We start from the raw sequence: 16,975 nt of genomic DNA, 5'->3' as shown, positions 1-16,975 counted from the left end.
GGGCACATCCGTCGGCCGGCGTGCTGTATCGATTCGCCCGTCGCGAATCCCGTTGCCGCGACCTCGAATTGCGCGGCTAGCCCGAGTTGCGCAGGGCCGTCGCCAGGCCGTTCATGGTGAGCAGGATGCCGCGCTCGACCAATTCCGATTCGTCCCCGGCGCGCCTGCGCCGCAACAGGTCCACCTGCATCTGGTTCAACGGTTCCAGATATGGGAAGCGGTTGCGGATGGATTCGGCCAGGGCCGGATTGTCCGACAGCAACTGATCGCTACCGGTGATCGCCGCATGCACTTGCACCGTGCGGTCGAACTCGTCGCGGATCATGCCGAAGATGGTGGTGCGCAACGTCGCATCCTCGACCAGCCCGGCATAACTGGCGGCGATATCCATATCCGCCTTGGCCATCACCTGCGCCAGATTGGACATCACGGTGCGGAAGAACGGCCAGCGCCGGTACAGGTCGCGCAGCGTCTGCCAGCGCTCGGAGTCGGTACCGGCCCACTCCTGGATGGCGCTGCCGGTGCCGTACCAGCCCGGCAGCATCACCCGTGACTGGCTCCACGCCATCACCCAGGGAATCGCCCGCAGATCCGATACCGAACTGGTGGGTTTGCGCGAGGCGGGCCTGCTGCCGAGATTGAGGTCGGCGACCTCCGCGATGGGTGTGGAGGCCCGGAAGTAGTCGACGAAGCCGGGCGTCCGATGCACCAGCCGCGCATAGGCCTCGCGCGCCGCGTCCGCGAGCTCCTCGAACACCTCGTAGGCCGCCTCGGCGCCGGACCCCAGACCTTCGACATCCAGCAGCGACGATTCCAGTGTGCCGGCGACCAGCGATTCCAGATTGCGGTGGGCGGAACCGGATTCGGCGTATTTGGTGGAAATCACCTCCCCCTGCTCGGTCAGCCGCAGCGAACCGCGCACCGCGCCCGCCGGCTGGGCGAGGATCGCGTCGTAGCTGCGGCCGCCGCCGCGGCCGACGGTGCCGCCCCGACCGTGGAACAGCCGCAACCGGATTCCGGTTTTGCGGGCGGTTTCCACCAGGTCGAGTTCGGCGCGGTACAACGCCCAATTCGCCGCCAGATATCCGCCGTCCTTGTTGGAGTCGGAATAGCCGAGCATCACCTCCTGCGCCATCGCGCGGGCGGCCACCAGGCGGCGATAGGCCGGAACCTCCAGTGCCGCGCCCAACGTCGCCGCACCGCCGCGCAGATCGTCGATCGTCTCGAACAGCGGAACCACCCCGACCGGGGAGTGCGGCGCGGTCTGATCGTCGCCGGGATCGAGAATTCCCGCCTCTTTCAGCAGCAGCGCCGCCTCGAGCATGTCGCTCACCGAGGTGCACATGCTGATGATGTAGTTCGGCACGGTATCGGGCCCCAGCGCGTCGATCGCGGCGCGGGCCGCGCGTACCACACCCAGCTCCTTGGTGGCGAGTTCACTGAGCCGAGCGTGCGGGCCCAGCAGTGGCCGTCGCGTACTCAATTCGGCTGCGAGCAGCTCGACGCGCTCCGGTTCGGACAGGCTGCGATAGTCCGCGTGCACACCCGACCAGGCCAGCAGTTCGGCCACGACCTGTTCGTGCACCTCCGAGTTCTGGCGCATGTCCAAGCCCTGCAGATGGAACCCGAAGGTCTCCACCGCCCCGCGCAGCGCGGCCAGGCGGTCGTCGGCCAGCAGGCCGTCACCCGATTCGCGCATGGAGGCGTCGACGGTGTTCAAGTCGTCCAGCAGCTGGTCGGGGCCCTCGTACGGCGAGACGCGGGCGAGTTGCTCACCGGACAGCTCGAACACCGAGGGGAATTCGGCGGCCGAGCCGAGCGCACGCTGTGCGGACGCGGCGAGGCGCAGGCGAATGCCACGGATCGCGCGACGATACGGCTCGTCGGCGCGCTGCGGTGAATCGTCGCCCGCGGCGTCGGCCAGCCGGGACAGTTCCGGGGTGATCGCGACCAGCCGGATCGACTGCGACAGCGACTTCTCCAGGGCGACAAGCTCTTTCAGATAGTGGCCGAAGATCACGGTGGCGGCCCGGCGGGTGGCGCGTTCGACCACCTCGCCGGTCACGTTCGGGTTGCCGTCGCGGTCGCCGCCGATCCACGAACCGGGCCGCAGGATCGGGCGGGCGAGCAGATCGTGTCCGGGCCACCGGGTCCGCAGCGCGTGGCGCACCTCGGCGTTGATCCGCGGAATCACCTCGAGCAAGGTGAGGTCGTAGTAGCGCAGTCCGACCTCGATCTCGTCGGAGATCCGCAACCGCGCGAGGCGGATCAGCGCGGTGCGCCACAGGGTGAGGATCTGGCGGCGAAGGTCGTGGTCGATGGTGGCGTACTCGGGTTCGTCCTCGCGGTAGCGGGCCCGCCGGCGCATCAGTTCGGTGATGCGGGCCTGAACATCGAAGACAGTGCGGCGGCGCGTCTCGGTGGGATGGGCGGTGATCACCGGCGAGACCAGCGCGTCCTCGAGCACCTCCGCGGCGAGCGCGCCGTCGACGCGAGCGTGGTCGAGCGCCCGATACGTCGCGGCCAGGCTGGATTCCTGCGGCGGCTCACCGGCGGCGACGTGCACCGCGCGACGGCGGTCGCGCTGCAGATCCTCGGCGAGGTTGGCCAGCAGCAGGAAGTGGCTGAACGCCCGGATCAGCGGTATCGCCACCCGCAGGTCGGTATCGCGCAGCATCTCCGCGACGGCGCTGCGCTCCACTTCCGAACGCCGCACCCGGAAGGCCTCGACCCGCACCCGTTCGACGAGGTCGAACACCTCGGGGCCCTCGTGGTCGCGGATCGTCTCGCCCAGGATCGCGCCGAGAAACCGGATATCGTCCCGCAGGGGCGCCGTAGCGCTCTCGATCTGATCTTCGCGCATACGGCCAGTATCGACCATGTCCGCGGACCGGCCGCGGTGGCGCTGGTCACCACGGTATGGCGGACCGGGCACCGAACGCCTCACACCAGGCGGCGCGGACCGTTGTCGAAGCGGCTCGGTTCCGGGCCGATCCGCACGCGCGCGTACAGGATCGCGGCGCCCTCCGGTGAGGCCAGCACCGGTTCCACCGACAGTTCCCGTACCTCCGGCAGATCGTCGCACAGCGCCGAAATGCGTTGCGCCAGCGCGGCCAGCGCCTTCTTGTCCACCGGTTCGCCGATGGTGCGGCCCGATCCGGCCTGTCCGTCGAGCAGCGGGGCGGCGCGGGGGGCGTCGATCAGTTCGACCGCCTCGGCCTGGGTCAGTGGCAATGCCCGGTAGGCGCGGTCGCCGAGCAGGTCGATGATGGTTCCGGAGAGACCGAATCCGATGACGGATCCGAACGACGGGTCGTCCTGCACCCGCAGCACGCACCCCACCCCCTTGGTCGCCATCTTCTGGATGTGGACCACCGCGTTGCCGGTCAGTTCCGCCAGATCGGTGTGGGCGCGCCGGACCGCGGTGTCGCGCCACAGGTCGAGGCGGACACCGGTGAAATCCGGTCGGCTGCGCCACATTTCGCCCGTGGCCTTGGCGGCGACGGGATATCCCAGTTCGGCGGCCGCCGCGACGGCGGCCTCGGGATCACGTGCTTCCCGGAATTCCACCACGCGAATGCCGTAGCAGGCGAGCAGTTCCGCGGCCTCCAGATCGCCGAGCCAGTCCCCGTCGGGACTGCGAGACATCCACTGCTCCACCAGTTCTCGCGCCCGCCCGACCTCGAGGCCGTCCGGGCGCACGACCAGGGAGGCCGGGCGGGTCCGCCACGCCGCGTATCGCCGCACCCGCGCCAGCGCTCGCGCCGCGCGTTCCGGATCGGGGTAGGACGGGATGGAACCGCGGTCGACGATGCCGCCGGCACCGCGCACGGTGAGCAGATTCGGCATGCCGTGATCGGCGACGAAGGTGGTGAGCACGGGTTTGACCGCATCCTGCGCGCCGGCCCGGATCGCCTCGGCGAAGGCGGTGACCGCCGCCGGCACCGGCGGCGCGAAGATGACGATGACAGCGTCGACCTCGGCCGAATCCATCGCACTCGCCACGGCGGTCAGGTAGTCGGCCGGTTCGGCCTGCGGCCCGAGATGGATCGGCTCCCCGACCTCCAGTCCCTCCCCGCGCGCCGCGTCCACCGCCAGCCAGCCCAAGGCGGCGCTGTTACCGATCACCGCGAGCCGCGGGCCGTCCGGCAGCGGCTGGTAGGCCAGCAGCATGGCACAGTCGAACAGTTCGGCGATCGTATCGACCTGCACGATGCCGGCCTGGGCGAACAGATCGCGCTCCACGGAACGTTCCAGACCGCTGACCGGCACGTTGGCGGCGTTGCGGCCGCTGCTCACCGCCACCACCGGTTTGGTGCGGGCCACCCGGCGGGCGATGCGGGAGAATTTGCGCGGATTGCCGAAGGTCTCCAGATACAGCAGCACGACGTCGGTGTCGGGATCGGTATCCCAGTACTGCAGCAGGTCGTTACCCGACACGTCGGCGCGATTGCCGGCCGAGACGAAGGTCGACAGCCCGAGCTTGCGCGCCGCCGCCTCGGCCAGGATGGCCGCGCCCAGCGGCCCGGACTGGCAGAAGAATCCGACTCGGCCGCGGCCCGGCAGCACCGGCGCGAGCGTCGCGTTCAGCGAGACCGCCGGATCGCTGTTGGCGATACCGAGCGCACTCGGTCCCACCACGCGCATGCCGTGGCCGCGCGCGGCGTCGACGAGAACGCGCTCGGCGCGGAAGCCCGCCGGCCCGGTTTCGGAGAATCCGGCGGTCAGCACGAGCAGGCCTTTGACTCCCTTGGCCATACAGTCGTCGAGAACGGATTTGATCTCCTCGGCCGGTACGGCGACCACCGCCAGATCCAGTTCGTCGGGGATGTCGTGCACGGTCGGATAGGCGCGCACACCGCGCACGGAGGTCCGGTTCGGATTCACCGGGTACACCGGGCCCTGGAACACGCCGGACAGCAGATTCGCCAGCACCGCCCCGCCGACCCGGCTCGCCGCCGGGGTGGCGCCGATGACCGCGATCGACCGCGGCGCCAGCAGATTGCCGACACTGCGTGCCTCCGAGGCCCGCTCCCGCGAATCCCGCACCGACAGCAGCGCTTCGGTGGGGTCGATGGCGAATTCGAGGTGCAGCACGGATCCGTCGCGGCTGCGCTGCACCTGGTATCCAGCCTCCCGGAAGACCGTGACCATGGTGTGGTTCTCGGCGAGTACCTCGGCGACGAAGGTGTCGATATCGTTCTCGGCGGCCGCACCGGCCAGATGCTCGAGCAGGATCGACCCCAGGCCGCGGCCCTGATGTTCGTCGGCGACGACGAACGCCACCTCCGCCGCGCGGGGACCTTCGCGATCGGTGAGCAGTTCGTAGCGGCCGACCGCGATGATCACCGACCCCAGTTCGACGACCAGCCCCACCCGGTTGTGGTAGTCCACGTGGGTGGTGCGGTACAGATCCTTCGGTGTCATCCGCGGGTACGGGCCGAAATATCGCAGATAACGGGTCCGATCGGACAACGCCGCGTGGAAGGCCTGCATCGGCTCCGCGTCGTCGGGGGTGATCGGCCGCAGCCGGACCACCCCGCCGTCGGCGGCGAGCACATCGGCGAACCAATGCTGCGGGGGCGGCGGCGGATCGGCGGGAGTGTTCTCGGCGTCCGGTGCGGGGGCGGATGATTCAGTCACGGGGGTCCTCCGGGTCCAGGCCCAGCAATCCGTAGGTCGCGCGGCGGGTGGCGAGCACCGACGTGTCGATCGCGCGTTGTGCGCGGTCGAGATGGGCGTCGCCGGTGTCGAGCGCGCCGCCTGGCCCCTCCCAGGGGATGAAGGCGGTGTCGCCGCCGTCGCCCATCGTGGTCGGCGCCGGCACGGTCGGGGCGTAGCCGCGCACCAGCTCACGCCAGTCCTCGGGAATGGCGGTGCCCGGATCGATCTCGCGATCCAGCGCCGTCGCCAGCAGGTGGGTCCAGGCTCGCGGCACCACGCGGACCAGTCCGTAACCGCCGCCGCCCACCGCGAGCCAGCGCCCTTCGGCGTACCGGTCCGCCAGTTCACGCATGGCACGAAACGCCGCGCGCTGGCCGTCGACGGTGAGTTCGAGGTCGGCGAGGGGATCTTCGCGATGGCTGTCGACCCCGCACTGACTCACCACCAGTTGCGGCCGGAACGCCGCCAGCGCCCCGGGCACGATGGCGTGAAAACCGCGCAGCCACTGCGCATCCCGGGTGCCGGGCAGTATGGCGAGATTTATCGCGGTGCCCTCCGCCGGGCCCGCGCCGATCTCCTCGGGCCAGCCGGTGTTGGGCCACAACGTCGCCGGATGCTGATGCAGCGAGATTGTCAGCACGCGCGGATCGTCGTAGAAGGCACGCTGCACGCCGTCGCCGTGATGCACGTCGACGTCGACGTAGGCGATGCGGTCGAAGCCGTTGTCCAGTAGCCACGAAATGGCCACCGCCACATCGTTGTAGACGCAGAACCCGGATGCCGCGTCGGGCATCGCGTGATGCATACCGCCCCCGATGCTGACCGCCCGCCGGGCGCGGCCCGCCGCGATTTCCGCGGCGGCGGCGAGGGTTCCGCCGACGATCACCGAGGCCGCCTCGTGCATACGGGGGAAGACGGGATTGTCCATCGAACCGAGCCCGTGCGGAGGTGCGGCCGGGGGTGTCGTGCCCGGAGGGGCGGGAACGGCGTGGCGCACGGCCTCGAGGTAGGCGGCGGTGTGAATGCGCAGCAGCTCACCGTCACCGGCCGGGCCGGGTGCGAGGGTTTCGATGCCGTCCAGCAAACCCAGACTGCGCGCGAGCGCCATCGTGAATCGGAGCCGGGCCGGTTTCATCGGATGTTCCGGGGTCCAGGTGTAGTCCAGGAAGCGGTCGGTCCACACCACGGCGGCGTCGTCTGCCATAACGGTCACGCTAGTCCACCGCGGCCCGTCGCCGTGGCGTTGCTCGCACCGGCGGGGACACGGGAAGCAGACCACCCGCGTTGTCGTTGTCATGCAGTAGAAATGCAAGACGACACCGGGCGCGCCTGTCGCCCGCGCGCATCCGGTCGCGCGCGCAGGTATCGGCGAGGTTCGCGCAGGACGTGCGAAATATGCTGACGCCGATTGTGCAGCCGGGCGTGGGTAGAATTCGTGCCGACGAAGGGGTAACAGGTGAAGGATCTGGTCGACACCACGGAGATGTATCTCCGTACCATCTACGACCTCGAGGAGGAGGGCGTGGTGCCGTTGCGGGCGCGTATCGCCGAGCGCCTCGAGCAGAGCGGCCCGACGGTGAGTCAGACGGTCGCGCGGATGGAGCGCGACGGTCTGCTGATGGTCGCCGGCGACCGCCACCTCGAACTCACCGACAAGGGCCGCGCGATGGCCGTGGCGGTCATGCGCAAACACCGGCTGGCCGAACGGTTGCTGGTCGACGTGATCGGGCTGGACTGGCAGAACGTGCACGCCGAAGCCTGCCGCTGGGAACACGTGATGAGCGAGGAGGTGGAACTGCGTCTGCTCGAGGTGCTCAATCACCCCACCACCTCGCCCTACGGCAACCCCATCCCCGGCCTGGACGAACTCGGCGTCAACTCCATCAATTCCGGTGAGGAGACCCTGGTCCGGCTCTCCGATCTGCCGCCCGGACAGGTGTCGGCGGTCGTGGTGCGCCGGCTGTCGGAACATATTCAGGCCGATCCGGACGTGATAGGTCAGCTGCGGGAGGCGGGGGTGGTTCCCGACGCCCGCGTGACCGTCGAGACCAAGCCCGGTGTGGTGATCATCTCGGTGCCCGGGCACGTCGGTTTCGAGCTGTCCGACGAGATGGCTCACGCCGTCCAGGTCAGGCTGGCCTGACGGATGAAACTTCTGGTGACCGGCGGTGCCGGATATGTCGGCGGAGTCTGCGCCCAGGTACTGGTTCAGGACGGCCACGAGGTCGTGGTGGTCGACGATCTGTCCACCGGCAACGCGGAGGGTGTGCCGGCCGGGGCGAAATTCGTCGACGGGGATATCGCGACCACCGGCGTGGAGCTGATCGAATCCGAATCCTTCGACGGCGTCCTGCATTTCGCGGCGCAGTCGCTGGTCGGTGAATCGGTGCAGCAGCCCGAGAAGTACTGGTACGGCAATGTGGTGAAGACGCTGGCGCTGCTGGAGGCGATTCGTCGCACGCAGACCCCGCGGCTGGTGTTCTCCTCGACCGCGGCGGTTTACGGTGAGCCGGAACAGGTTCCGATTCTCGAGTCCGCGCCGCCCCGCCCGACCAACCCCTACGGTGCCTCCAAGCTCGCGATCGACCACGCGATCACCTCGTACGCCGTCGCGCACGGTCTGGCCGCCACGAGTTTGCGGTATTTCAACGTCGCCGGCGCGTACGGAGGGCTCGGCGAGAACCGCGTGGTGGAAACCCATCTCATCCCGCTGATCCTGCAAACGGCTCTGGGACATCGGGATTCGATTTCCGTATTCGGCACCGACTATCCGACGCCGGACGGCACCGCAGTGCGTGACTATATCCACATTCGTGATCTCGCCCGCGCGCATGTACTGGCATTGGCGCAGTCGCGGCCCGGCGAACATCGCATCTTCAATCTCGGTAGCGGTACGGGTTTCTCGGTGCGCGAAGTGATCTCGGCCTGTGAGCGCGTCGTGGGCCGGCCGATTCCGGCGGTGGACGCGGCGCGGCGCGCCGGTGATCCGGCGGTGCTGATCGCGTCGAGCGCGAAGGCGATCGACGAACTCGGCTGGCAGCCCGAACACAACGATCTCGACGAAATCGTCTCCGACGCCTGGGAATTCCTCACCTCGCTCGGCGACCGCGCGCACAGCGCTCGCTGATACGCGCGGCCTCCGGGCCCCTGATCGGGTCGCTGTCATCGCGACTCCGGTTCGCCGGGATCGGTGATGACGAGGTCGACACCCAGACCCGCGGCGATATCGCGGCCGCTGACGGCGAGTTTGCGCACATCCTCGGGGCGCATGCCGGTGCGTAGCGCCGCATCCAGCAGTCGTGCGATGCGGTGAGCCGGGTCGGCCTGCAACGCCGCCTCGAACGCGACACCGGCCAGCGGTCCGTCGCCGCGGGTATAGGCGCTGTAGCCGAAGAGGGTGGCCAGCTCGGCCCGGTCCGGGCCGGTGAGGCCGCGGCAGGCACGAGACCACAGTGCCTCGGCCGCCGCGGCGTGCGCGCCCAGTGCCACCGCGAACAGGGAATCGCGCACCGCGGTGTCGCGCACGGCGACGGCCAGATCCGCGAGTTCGCGTGGATCGAGGTCATCGCCCGATTCGACCGTACTGATCTGCCACAACACCATGTCCAGGGCCGCGCGGCTGTAGGAGCGCGGCTCCCCGGCACGCAGTGCGCGCCGGAACCGCTGCCTGGCGGCCTCCGCGGCGTTGCCGATCGCCGCGTCGACCTGGACACGCAGCGGCGTGTTCTCCGCCACCGCGGCGGTGAGCTCGGTGCGCGAGCCCCGGATGGGACGGCCGTCGAGCACCTGCGCGAGCGCGACCGGTGAGGCCGCCGGATCCGCTTGCGTACCGGCACTGTCGGTATCGAGCACGCTCCACCAGTCGGCGCCCGGGGTGATCTCGCCCACGGCCCATGCCTCGGCGAGAAGCACGTCCTGGCTCTGCAGCGCACCATCGAGCACCCGCACCAGATCGCGATGGCGGGCCGCGCGCCGCCCGGCCCGCCCCGTCCGCGGCGCCGTCGCGCGATCGTCGACGATCAGCGCCACCACACCGACGGCTTGCTCCTGCCCGCAGATGGCGGCCAGTTGTGCGGCCAGCCGCACCCACGCCCCGCAACCCGCCACATCGAGATCGTGCCGGGCCACCGCGCCGAGATAGACCGCGCCCGGATACTTCTGCGACCGCAGCAGCAGGCACGCCACCAGCGAACGCTGCGGGCGAAATCCCAGGAGTGCGGGCACGGCCGCGATGAACTCCGCCGGTTCGTTCATGGTCAACGCCGTCGCCGTCCACAGCTGTTCGACGCCTTCTGCGCGCGTGCGGTGCCCCTCCGCACCACCGACTCGGTCGCCGGAGATGTCGCCGTCGCCCGGGCCGGACACACCCGGTTCGGACTCGCTGTCGAGGCAATCTCCGCCGGGCAGTGTCGAACCCGGCCCGGCGATCGGCCCGTCCGCTACGCTCCCCGCGAGTCTCGGCGGCGTATCGTCCTGCGGTGGCAGCGGTTTCGCCGTTTCACCACCGGTGTCCACCCTATCGTCCGCGTTGCGCGCAGCACCGTATTCCTGGTCACCGCTGTCGCTTCCGTGAATATCCGCACGCGGCCGCAACACCTGGTCGGACCCACAACACAGACGCCGCTGCGGCCCCGTCGTGTCGCCGCAGCCGTCTTCGCATTCGCGCACGGCCGCGTATCGGGTGGCGGGACACGTGTCGCGCGACGCGTCCACGCATGCGCTCCTGCGAATTGTGCCGCAGGGCAACCGAACTGGTCCCGTCGGCGCGGCGCCCGTCGTTCCGCCCACCGTGCGAGTGACCCCGGCCTGTGAGCGACAGATCCGGTTCGCGCGTGCGGCGACGCGCCGCGAAGAAGGCGACGACGCCGCGCCGCACTCACTGTCCGTAGCGGCTTCGTCCGCCACCGCCTTCGTGGCCGCCGAGGCCTCCACCTTCCGCGCATGGCCTGTGGTGGCGGGGGCGGTGTCCTCCGGCCCGGCGTGCCCTGCCGTCCGCGCATGGCCTGTGGTCGCAGGGCAGCCGTCTGGGTCCGCTGCGCCCTCCCGCACCTTCGACTCGGGCAGTGGCGGGGTGCCGGGGGCGGTCACGACTCGTATCGTGTCCGGCTCCGGCGAAGCCGAGTCGGGATGCGACGCAGTGCTCGAGGGCGACGGCGTTCGCACGGCATCGGGGCGGTCGGCGCTGCGCCGGCTGGGGTCGGTGTGTGTGGTCATGGCCTTCACCCTGCCCGTGCGTCATCGTCGAGCCGCCAGGCTGAGCTGGGCTTTTATTTCGTCTGGGGAATCGGTCGAAAACTGGGGATCGCGGTGCCGACACGCGGTGTAACCGGGCGGGGATGTCGGGGCCTGCTGTTACCGTTGCGCCGGGGAGAGCTCAGTCGCCACAGGCTTCAGCGGGTGCGGACCTTGGCGACCGCCGCCGTGAAGACCTGGTCCAGGCCGGTCGTGTCCGGCGCTGCGGCAGCGAAAGTCATTGCCGTGGTTTCGATTCGGATGTCGCCGATCTGGGCGAGCAGGGTCCGCAGCGCCGGATCGGCGGCGCTGCCGGGCGGCGAACCGGTCACCGTGCGACCGAAGGCCACGCTGTCGTCGGCGTCGACCGGCGGGGGCGGCAGCAGCCGGGTGGTGATCGTGCGATCGATCGCGCCGTGCCGGGCATGCACCGTGGTGCAGCGCGAAAGCTGGTCTTCCAGAGCGGACAACGGCTCGTCGGTACGGCTCAGCACGACGGTGATCGTGGCTCGGGTCCGGTCGTCGGTCCCGACCGTCGCCGCGATGTCGGCGGAATCGTGCGGGGCGGGTGCGCAGTCGGGCGGATCGATCTGCGCTCCCGGCGGAATCGCGGTGAGATCCGCGGCCGCCGCCGCGGCGCGATCACCGGAGGCGACGACGGTCGTATATCCCGCCGGGAATCGGTCCTGGCCGGGCAGCATCGCCGTCAGATCGCCGTCGATATGCCGGGTGACCACACTCTGCCGCATCGCCGTCGGATGCCCGGACACCGTGGAACCGCACGCGGCGAGCAGACAACTCAAGGCCGCGTACCCGACGGTGTGGCCGAACCCGCGGCGCCTCCGCGAGGCCGGCGGATTCGGGACGCTCACTCCCCCACTATGGCCGATGCCGCCGCCCCCGCCGATCTGCCACGCCGACCCGGCGGGAATACCCGCCGCCGATCCGGAGTTGTGTTCTCCGGTAGGGCATGAGCGTGGCCTACCTCCGCCGGGTACGCTCCCCGACCGCTACTCTGCGGGGGTTACATCCCCCGGTGGACCGGCGGTTTCCGTCGGATGTCACCGCCCCGCACGCCGACCGGTACGCGACACCCCCGCGCGTACCCTGGACGGTGGCGAGGTGGTGAGATCCGACACCGGACCACTACTGAAAACGACTGAGGCGGACAGGGCTTGACCAGGGAGTTTGGCAAATGAGCAGTATGTACGAGCTGGAGTTCCCCGCTCCGCAGCTGTCCTCGGCCGACGGCGAGGGTCCGGTGCTGGTGCACGGCCTGGAAGGTTTCACCGACGCCGGCCATGCGGTACGGCTGGCAACGACCCATCTGCGCGAAAGCCTCGAATCCGAGCTCGTCGCCTCGTTCGACGTCGACGAATTGCTCGACTATCGCTCGCGGCGGCCGCTGATGACCTTCAAGACCGACCATTTCTCGGACTACGCCGATCCGGAACTGAACCTGTGGGCGCTGCGCGACACCGCCGGCACCCCGTTCCTGCTGCTGTCCGGCATCGAACCGGATCTGCGCTGGGAGAAGTTCGTGACGGCCGTGCGCTTGCTGGCCGAACAGCTCGGTGTGCGCCGCAGCATCGGCCTGAGCGCTATTCCGATGGCGATTCCGCATACCCGGCCGCTGGGTATCACCGCCCACGCCAGCGACCGCGATCTGATCGGTGAACATCAGCGCTGGCCCGGCGAGCTGCAGGTTCCGGGCAGCGCGTCGTCGCTGCTGGAGTACCGCATGGGACAGCACGGCCACGAATCCATCGGATTCTCGGTGCACGTCCCGCACTATCTGGCGCAGACCGCGTATCCGGAGGCCGCGCAGACACTGCTGGAGAACGTCGTCGACAACGCGGGCCTGGAACTTCCGCTGGCGGCGCTCGGTGAGGCCGCGGCCCGCGTCCGCGAACAGGTCAACGAGCACATCGCCGGAAATGCCGAGGTGGAGACGGTCGTCCAGGCGCTCGAGCGTCAGTACGACAGCTTCGTCACCGCGCAGGAGCGCCGCTCCAGCCTGCTCGCCGGAGAGGCCGACCTGCCGACCGGTGAGGAACTGGGCGCGGAGTTCGAGCGCTTCCTCGCCGAGCAGACCGAATTCGGCGACGGCGACGAGCCCCGGGACTGACCCGCACCCCATCGCCCGGCGCGCACGGTTCACCGCCGTGGCGCCGGGCGATGCGGTACTCGCGACGGTTCGTCGGTAACGTGGACGCACGTGCAGCTGTCCGAACTGGTTCCCGACCGTGCCGTGCCCGACGTGGATGCCGACTGGCTGTACGAAACCTTCGCCGAATGGGCCTCCGCCCAGGGGCTGACGCTGTATCCGGCGCAGGAAGAGGCGCTGATCGAGCTGATGACCGGCGCGAACGTCATCCTCGCCACACCCACCGGCTCGGGAAAATCGATGGTCGCCGTCGGCGCGCACTTCGCCGCGCTGAACCGGGGTGAGCGCAGCTACTACACCGCGCCGATCAAGGCGCTGGTCAGCGAGAAGTTCTTCGCGTTGTGCGAGGTGTTCGGCGCCGACAAGGTCGGCATGGTCACCGGCGATGCCGCGGTGAATCCGACGGCCCCCATCATCTGCGCCACCGCCGAGATCCTCGCGAATCTCGCGCTGCGGGAGGGCGCGGACGCCGATATCGGCCAGGTCGTGATGGACGAATTCCATTTCTACGCCGATCCCGATCGCGGCTGGGCCTGGCAGGTGCCGCTGCTGGAACTTCCGCGCGCCCAATTCCTGCTGATGTCGGCCACTTTGGGTGAGGTGGACCATTTCGCGCGGGATCTGGAACGGCGCACCGGACGATCCACCGCGATCGTCACCGGATCCGAGCGCCCGGTGCCGCTGCTGTTCTCGTATGTCCGCACCCCCATCACGGAGACCTTGGAAGACCTGGTGACCACCAGCCAGGCCCCGGTCTACGTCGTGCATTTCACCCAGGCCGCCGCATTGGAGCGCGCCCAGGCGCTGACGAGTGTGAATTTCGCGTCCAAGGCGGAGAAGGACGCGATCGCCCAGGCGCTGGGCGGTTTCCGGTTCGCGACCGGATTCGGCAAGACACTGTCGCGGTTGATCCGCCACGGCATCGGCGTCCATCACGCCGGGATGTTGCCGAAGTATCGGCGTCTGGTGGAGCGGCTGGCCCAGGACGGGCTGCTGAAGGTGGTCTGCGGCACCGACACCCTCGGCGTGGGCATCAACGTGCCGATCCGCACGGTGCTGCTCACCGGATTGACGAAATTCGACGGGGTGCGCACGCGGCGGTTGAAGGCGCGCGAATTCCATCAGATCGCGGGCCGGGCCGGGCGCGCCGGATACGACACCGTCGGCACGGTGGTGGTCCAGGCGCCCGAGCACGAGGTGGAGAACGCCCGGCTGGTCGCCAAGGCCGGCGACGATCCGAAGAAGTTGCGCAAAATCCAGCGGCGTAAACCGCCGGAGGGTTTCGTGTCCTGGTCCGAGGACACCTTCGACCGGCTCGTCGCCGCGCAGCCGGAACCGATGGTGTCGCGGTTCCGGGTCACCAATTCGATGCTGCTCAATGTCATCGCCCGGCCCGGCAACTGCTTCGACGCGATGCGCCATCTGCTCGAGGACAATCACGAACCGCGGCCTGCGCAGCGCAAACACATCCTGAAGGCGATCCGGCTCTACCGTGCGCTGCGCGATGCGGGAGTGGTCCAGCAACTCGACGAACCGGATGCCACCGGCCGCCGGGCGCGGCTCACCGTCGACCTGCAGCGCGACTTCGCGCTCGACCAGCCGCTGTCGCCGTTCGCGCTGGCCGCGCTGGAGCTGCTTGACAAGTCAGCTCCCAGCTACACACTGGATGTGGTGTCGATCATCGAATCCACACTGGAGGATCCGCGCCAGTTGCTGCTCGCCCAGCAGCACCGGGCGCGGGGCGCGGCGATCGCCGAGATGAAGGCCGACGGCATCGAATACGACGAGCGCATGGAGCTGATCGAGGAGATCACCTGGCCGAAGCCGCTGGCCGAGCTGATCGAACCGGCCTTCGAAACCTATCGCGCCGGCCATCCGTGGGTCTCCGAATTCAGCCCCTCCCCCAAAGCCGTGGTGCGCGAAATGATCGAGCGCTCACTGACTTTCGCCGAACTGGTCTCCCAATACGAGCTGGCGCGCTCGGAGGGCCTGGTGCTGCGCTATCTCGCCGACGCCTACCGCGCGCTGCGCCGGACCGTCCCCGAGTCGGCGCGCACCGAGGAACTCGAGGACATCACCGAATGGCTGGGTGAGCTTGTCCGCCAAGTGGATTCGAGCCTGCTCGATGAATGGGAACAACTCACGAATCCGGGCGCCGAAACCGACGACGACCAACTCGCCTTCGGCGCCGACACCGTGCGGCCAATCACCGCGAACGAACGCGCGTTCCGGGTCATGGTGCGTAACAGTATGTTTCGCCGGGTCGAGCTGGCCGCGCGGCAGCGCTGGGACGAACTCGCCGAATTCGACGACGGTCCGGACTGGGCGGACGATCTGGCCCCGTACTTCGACGAATACGGTGCGATCGGCACCGGCCCGGACGCGCGCGGCCCGGCGTTGTTCGCCGTCGAGACCCGACCGGGTTTCTGGCGCGTGCGCCAGGTGCTCGACGATCCGGCCGGTGATCACGGCTGGGCGCTCGAGGCCGTCGTGGATCTGGCCGAATCCGATGCCGCCGGCGAGGTGGTCTTCGACGAGATGACGGTGCGTGCCGGATGAGCGCGAACGTCCTCGACCTCCGCCGCGATCCCGCCACGACGCTCGTACGCCGCCGAAAACCCGGTGCCGACGCGCTGATCTGATCCGGCCACCGTCCCCGGTGCGGGCCGCGCTCACCCGAGCGTGATCAAGCTGACCCTCGTTCCGGTTCGTTTCCCGTGCCCTCGCGCTGATACTCTCTCGCTCGCTGCCTGCAGCGGGAGGCTGCCCAGAAGAAAGAGAGTTCCCTTAGATTGACCGGTACAAACGCGCCCGAGTCGCCCTGTCTCGTCATCGACCTCGATCGGGTGCGCGGCAACTTCCACGCTTTCCGTGCGGCCTTCCCGTCGGCACGAATTCGCTTCGCTGTCAAAGCATCTCCGATGCCGGAGATCATCCGGCTGCTCGATTCCGAGGGCGCCGAATTCGACGTCGCCAGTATCGGCGAGATCGAGATGTGTGTGGCGCTGGGCGTCGACCCGGCAGCGCTGTGCTACGGCAATCCGATCAAGAAGGCCGCCCACATCGCCGCCGCCTACGCCGCGGGTGTCCGCCGGTTCGCCTTCGACACCGAGGACGACCTGGAGCGGATCGCCGAACTCGCACCGGGCTCGGAGGTGGAGTGCCGGTTCCTGGCCTCGGCGCCGCAGTCGCAGACCCCGTTCGGCACCAAATTCGGCTGCGCGCCCGGTGAGGCGGTGCGACTGCTGGTGCGCGCCCGCGACCTGGGCCTGCAGGTCGCCGGCCCCTACTTTCACGTGGGCTCCCAGCAGCTGGATCCGGTGGCGTGGCGGATCGGCATCGAGCAGGCCGCGGCCATCACCGAGGCGCTGGCGGTCAAGGACATCCCGGTGGCGTCGGTGAATATCGGTGGGGGCCTGCCGATTTCGTACGCCGACCCGGCGCCGGAGCTGTCCGAACTGAGTGTCGTGATCACCGAGTCGGCGACGCGGCACCTTCCCGAGCACACCGACCTGGTGGTGGAACCCGGCCGCGCCCTGGTGGGCAACGCCGGCGTGATCCACGCCGAGGTCGTGAACGTGCGCATCGCGCCGGACGGGCGGCGCTGGGTGTATCTCGACATCGGCCGCTACAACGGCATGGCCGAGACCGAGAACGAGTACATCGCCTACCGGATCGACACCGACCGAGACGGTGACCCCGCCGACGAGGCGGTGATCGCGGGCCCGACCTGCGACGGAGACGATGTACTGTATCAACGCACGCGAGTCCTTCTGCCGACCACGCTGCGAGCCGGTGATCCCGTTCGGATCCTCGATACCGGCGCTTATACGGCGAGCTATTCGTCGGTGTCCTTCAACGGTTTTCCGCCTTTGACTGTGCATGTCATCGGCGCTGAGCGAGAGTGAGTTT

10 protein-coding genes are annotated in these 16,975 nt (G+C 69.1%); 5 read left to right on the top strand and 5 right to left on the bottom strand.

What is annotated here, in order from left to right; genetic code table 11:
* Positions 1-76 precede the first annotated feature (76 nt).
* The 3 genes from ppc to IRT45_RS15630 form a co-directional block, all read right to left on the bottom strand.
* Positions 77-2,863: a phosphoenolpyruvate carboxylase gene (ppc, locus tag IRT45_RS15640; protein WP_194806588.1), complete on the bottom strand. Its 2,787-nt coding sequence runs from the start codon at positions 2,861-2,863 to the stop codon at positions 77-79.
* A gap of 80 nt (positions 2,864-2,943) precedes the next feature.
* Positions 2,944-5,643, bottom strand: coding sequence for a bifunctional GNAT family N-acetyltransferase/acetate--CoA ligase family protein (locus tag IRT45_RS15635; RefSeq protein WP_194806587.1), 2,700 nt, complete (start codon positions 5,641-5,643; stop codon positions 2,944-2,946).
* Positions 5,636-6,868, bottom strand: a complete 1,233-nt coding sequence (locus IRT45_RS15630) for an acetoin utilization protein AcuC (protein ID WP_194806586.1) — start codon at positions 6,866-6,868, stop codon at positions 5,636-5,638. The genes IRT45_RS15635 and IRT45_RS15630 overlap by 8 nt, the downstream gene beginning before the upstream one ends.
* A 252-nt stretch (positions 6,869-7,120) precedes the next feature.
* On the opposite strand from IRT45_RS15630, the gene IRT45_RS15625 reads away from it, so the two are divergent.
* Both IRT45_RS15625 and galE read left to right on the top strand, forming a co-directional pair.
* On the top strand, positions 7,121-7,807 hold the full coding sequence (locus IRT45_RS15625) for a metal-dependent transcriptional regulator (RefSeq protein ID WP_036503122.1): 687 nt from the start codon (positions 7,121-7,123) through the stop codon (positions 7,805-7,807).
* A 3-nt stretch (positions 7,808-7,810) separates the two neighbouring features.
* Complete coding sequence (galE, locus tag IRT45_RS15620; RefSeq protein WP_194806585.1) at positions 7,811-8,791, top strand: UDP-glucose 4-epimerase GalE; 981 nt, start codon at positions 7,811-7,813, stop codon at positions 8,789-8,791.
* 35 nt (positions 8,792-8,826) lie between these two features.
* Here the strand turns inward: galE and IRT45_RS15615 are convergent, their stop codons facing one another.
* Together IRT45_RS15615 and IRT45_RS15610 are read right to left on the bottom strand one after the other, a co-directional pair.
* Entirely contained in the window at positions 8,827-10,179 is a 1,353-nt protein-coding gene (locus IRT45_RS15615) for a DUF4192 domain-containing protein (RefSeq protein WP_194806584.1), read from the bottom strand.
* An 875-nt stretch (positions 10,180-11,054) separates the two neighbouring features.
* Complete coding sequence (locus IRT45_RS15610; RefSeq protein ID WP_194806583.1) at positions 11,055-11,768, bottom strand: DUF5642 family protein; 714 nt, start codon at positions 11,766-11,768, stop codon at positions 11,055-11,057.
* A 323-nt stretch (positions 11,769-12,091) separates the two neighbouring features.
* Here IRT45_RS15610 and IRT45_RS15605 point away from each other — a divergent pair, with 323 nt between their 5' ends.
* The 3 genes from IRT45_RS15605 to IRT45_RS15595 all read left to right on the top strand — a co-directional run bounded on the left by IRT45_RS15605 (position 12,092) and on the right by IRT45_RS15595 (position 16,971).
* Positions 12,092-13,024 carry a PAC2 family protein gene (locus IRT45_RS15605; protein WP_228534399.1) on the top strand — a complete coding sequence of 311 codons (933 nt, stop codon included), beginning with the start codon at positions 12,092-12,094 and terminating at the stop codon, positions 13,022-13,024.
* Between the two features lie 90 nt (positions 13,025-13,114).
* Positions 13,115-15,622, top strand: coding sequence for an RNA helicase (locus tag IRT45_RS15600; RefSeq protein WP_194806582.1), 2,508 nt, complete (start codon positions 13,115-13,117; stop codon positions 15,620-15,622).
* Between the two features lie 287 nt (positions 15,623-15,909).
* Positions 15,910-16,971 (top strand): type III PLP-dependent enzyme, encoded by a 1,062-nt coding sequence (locus tag IRT45_RS15595; protein WP_375540104.1) that lies wholly within the window; start codon positions 15,910-15,912, stop codon positions 16,969-16,971.
* Positions 16,972-16,975 lie beyond the last annotated feature (4 nt).

Origin of the sequence: Nocardia sp. BSTN01, assembly GCF_015354405.1 — a bacterium.
Classification (GTDB): domain Bacteria; phylum Actinomycetota; class Actinomycetes; order Mycobacteriales; family Mycobacteriaceae; genus Nocardia.
This window is presented reverse-complemented; position numbering and strand designations above follow the sequence as displayed.

Coding starts and splice junctions, on each gene's coding strand:
- galE (WP_194806585.1), top strand. CDS start 7,811: ATGAAACTTCTGGTGACCGGCGGTGCCGGATATGTCGGCGGAGTCTGC.
- IRT45_RS15630 (WP_194806586.1), bottom strand. CDS start 6,868: ATGGCAGACGACGCCGCCGTGGTGTGGACCGACCGCTTCCTGGACTAC.
- ppc (WP_194806588.1), bottom strand. CDS start 2,863: ATGCGCGAAGATCAGATCGAGAGCGCTACGGCGCCCCTGCGGGACGAT.
- IRT45_RS15605 (WP_228534399.1), top strand. CDS start 12,092: ATGAGCAGTATGTACGAGCTGGAGTTCCCCGCTCCGCAGCTGTCCTCG.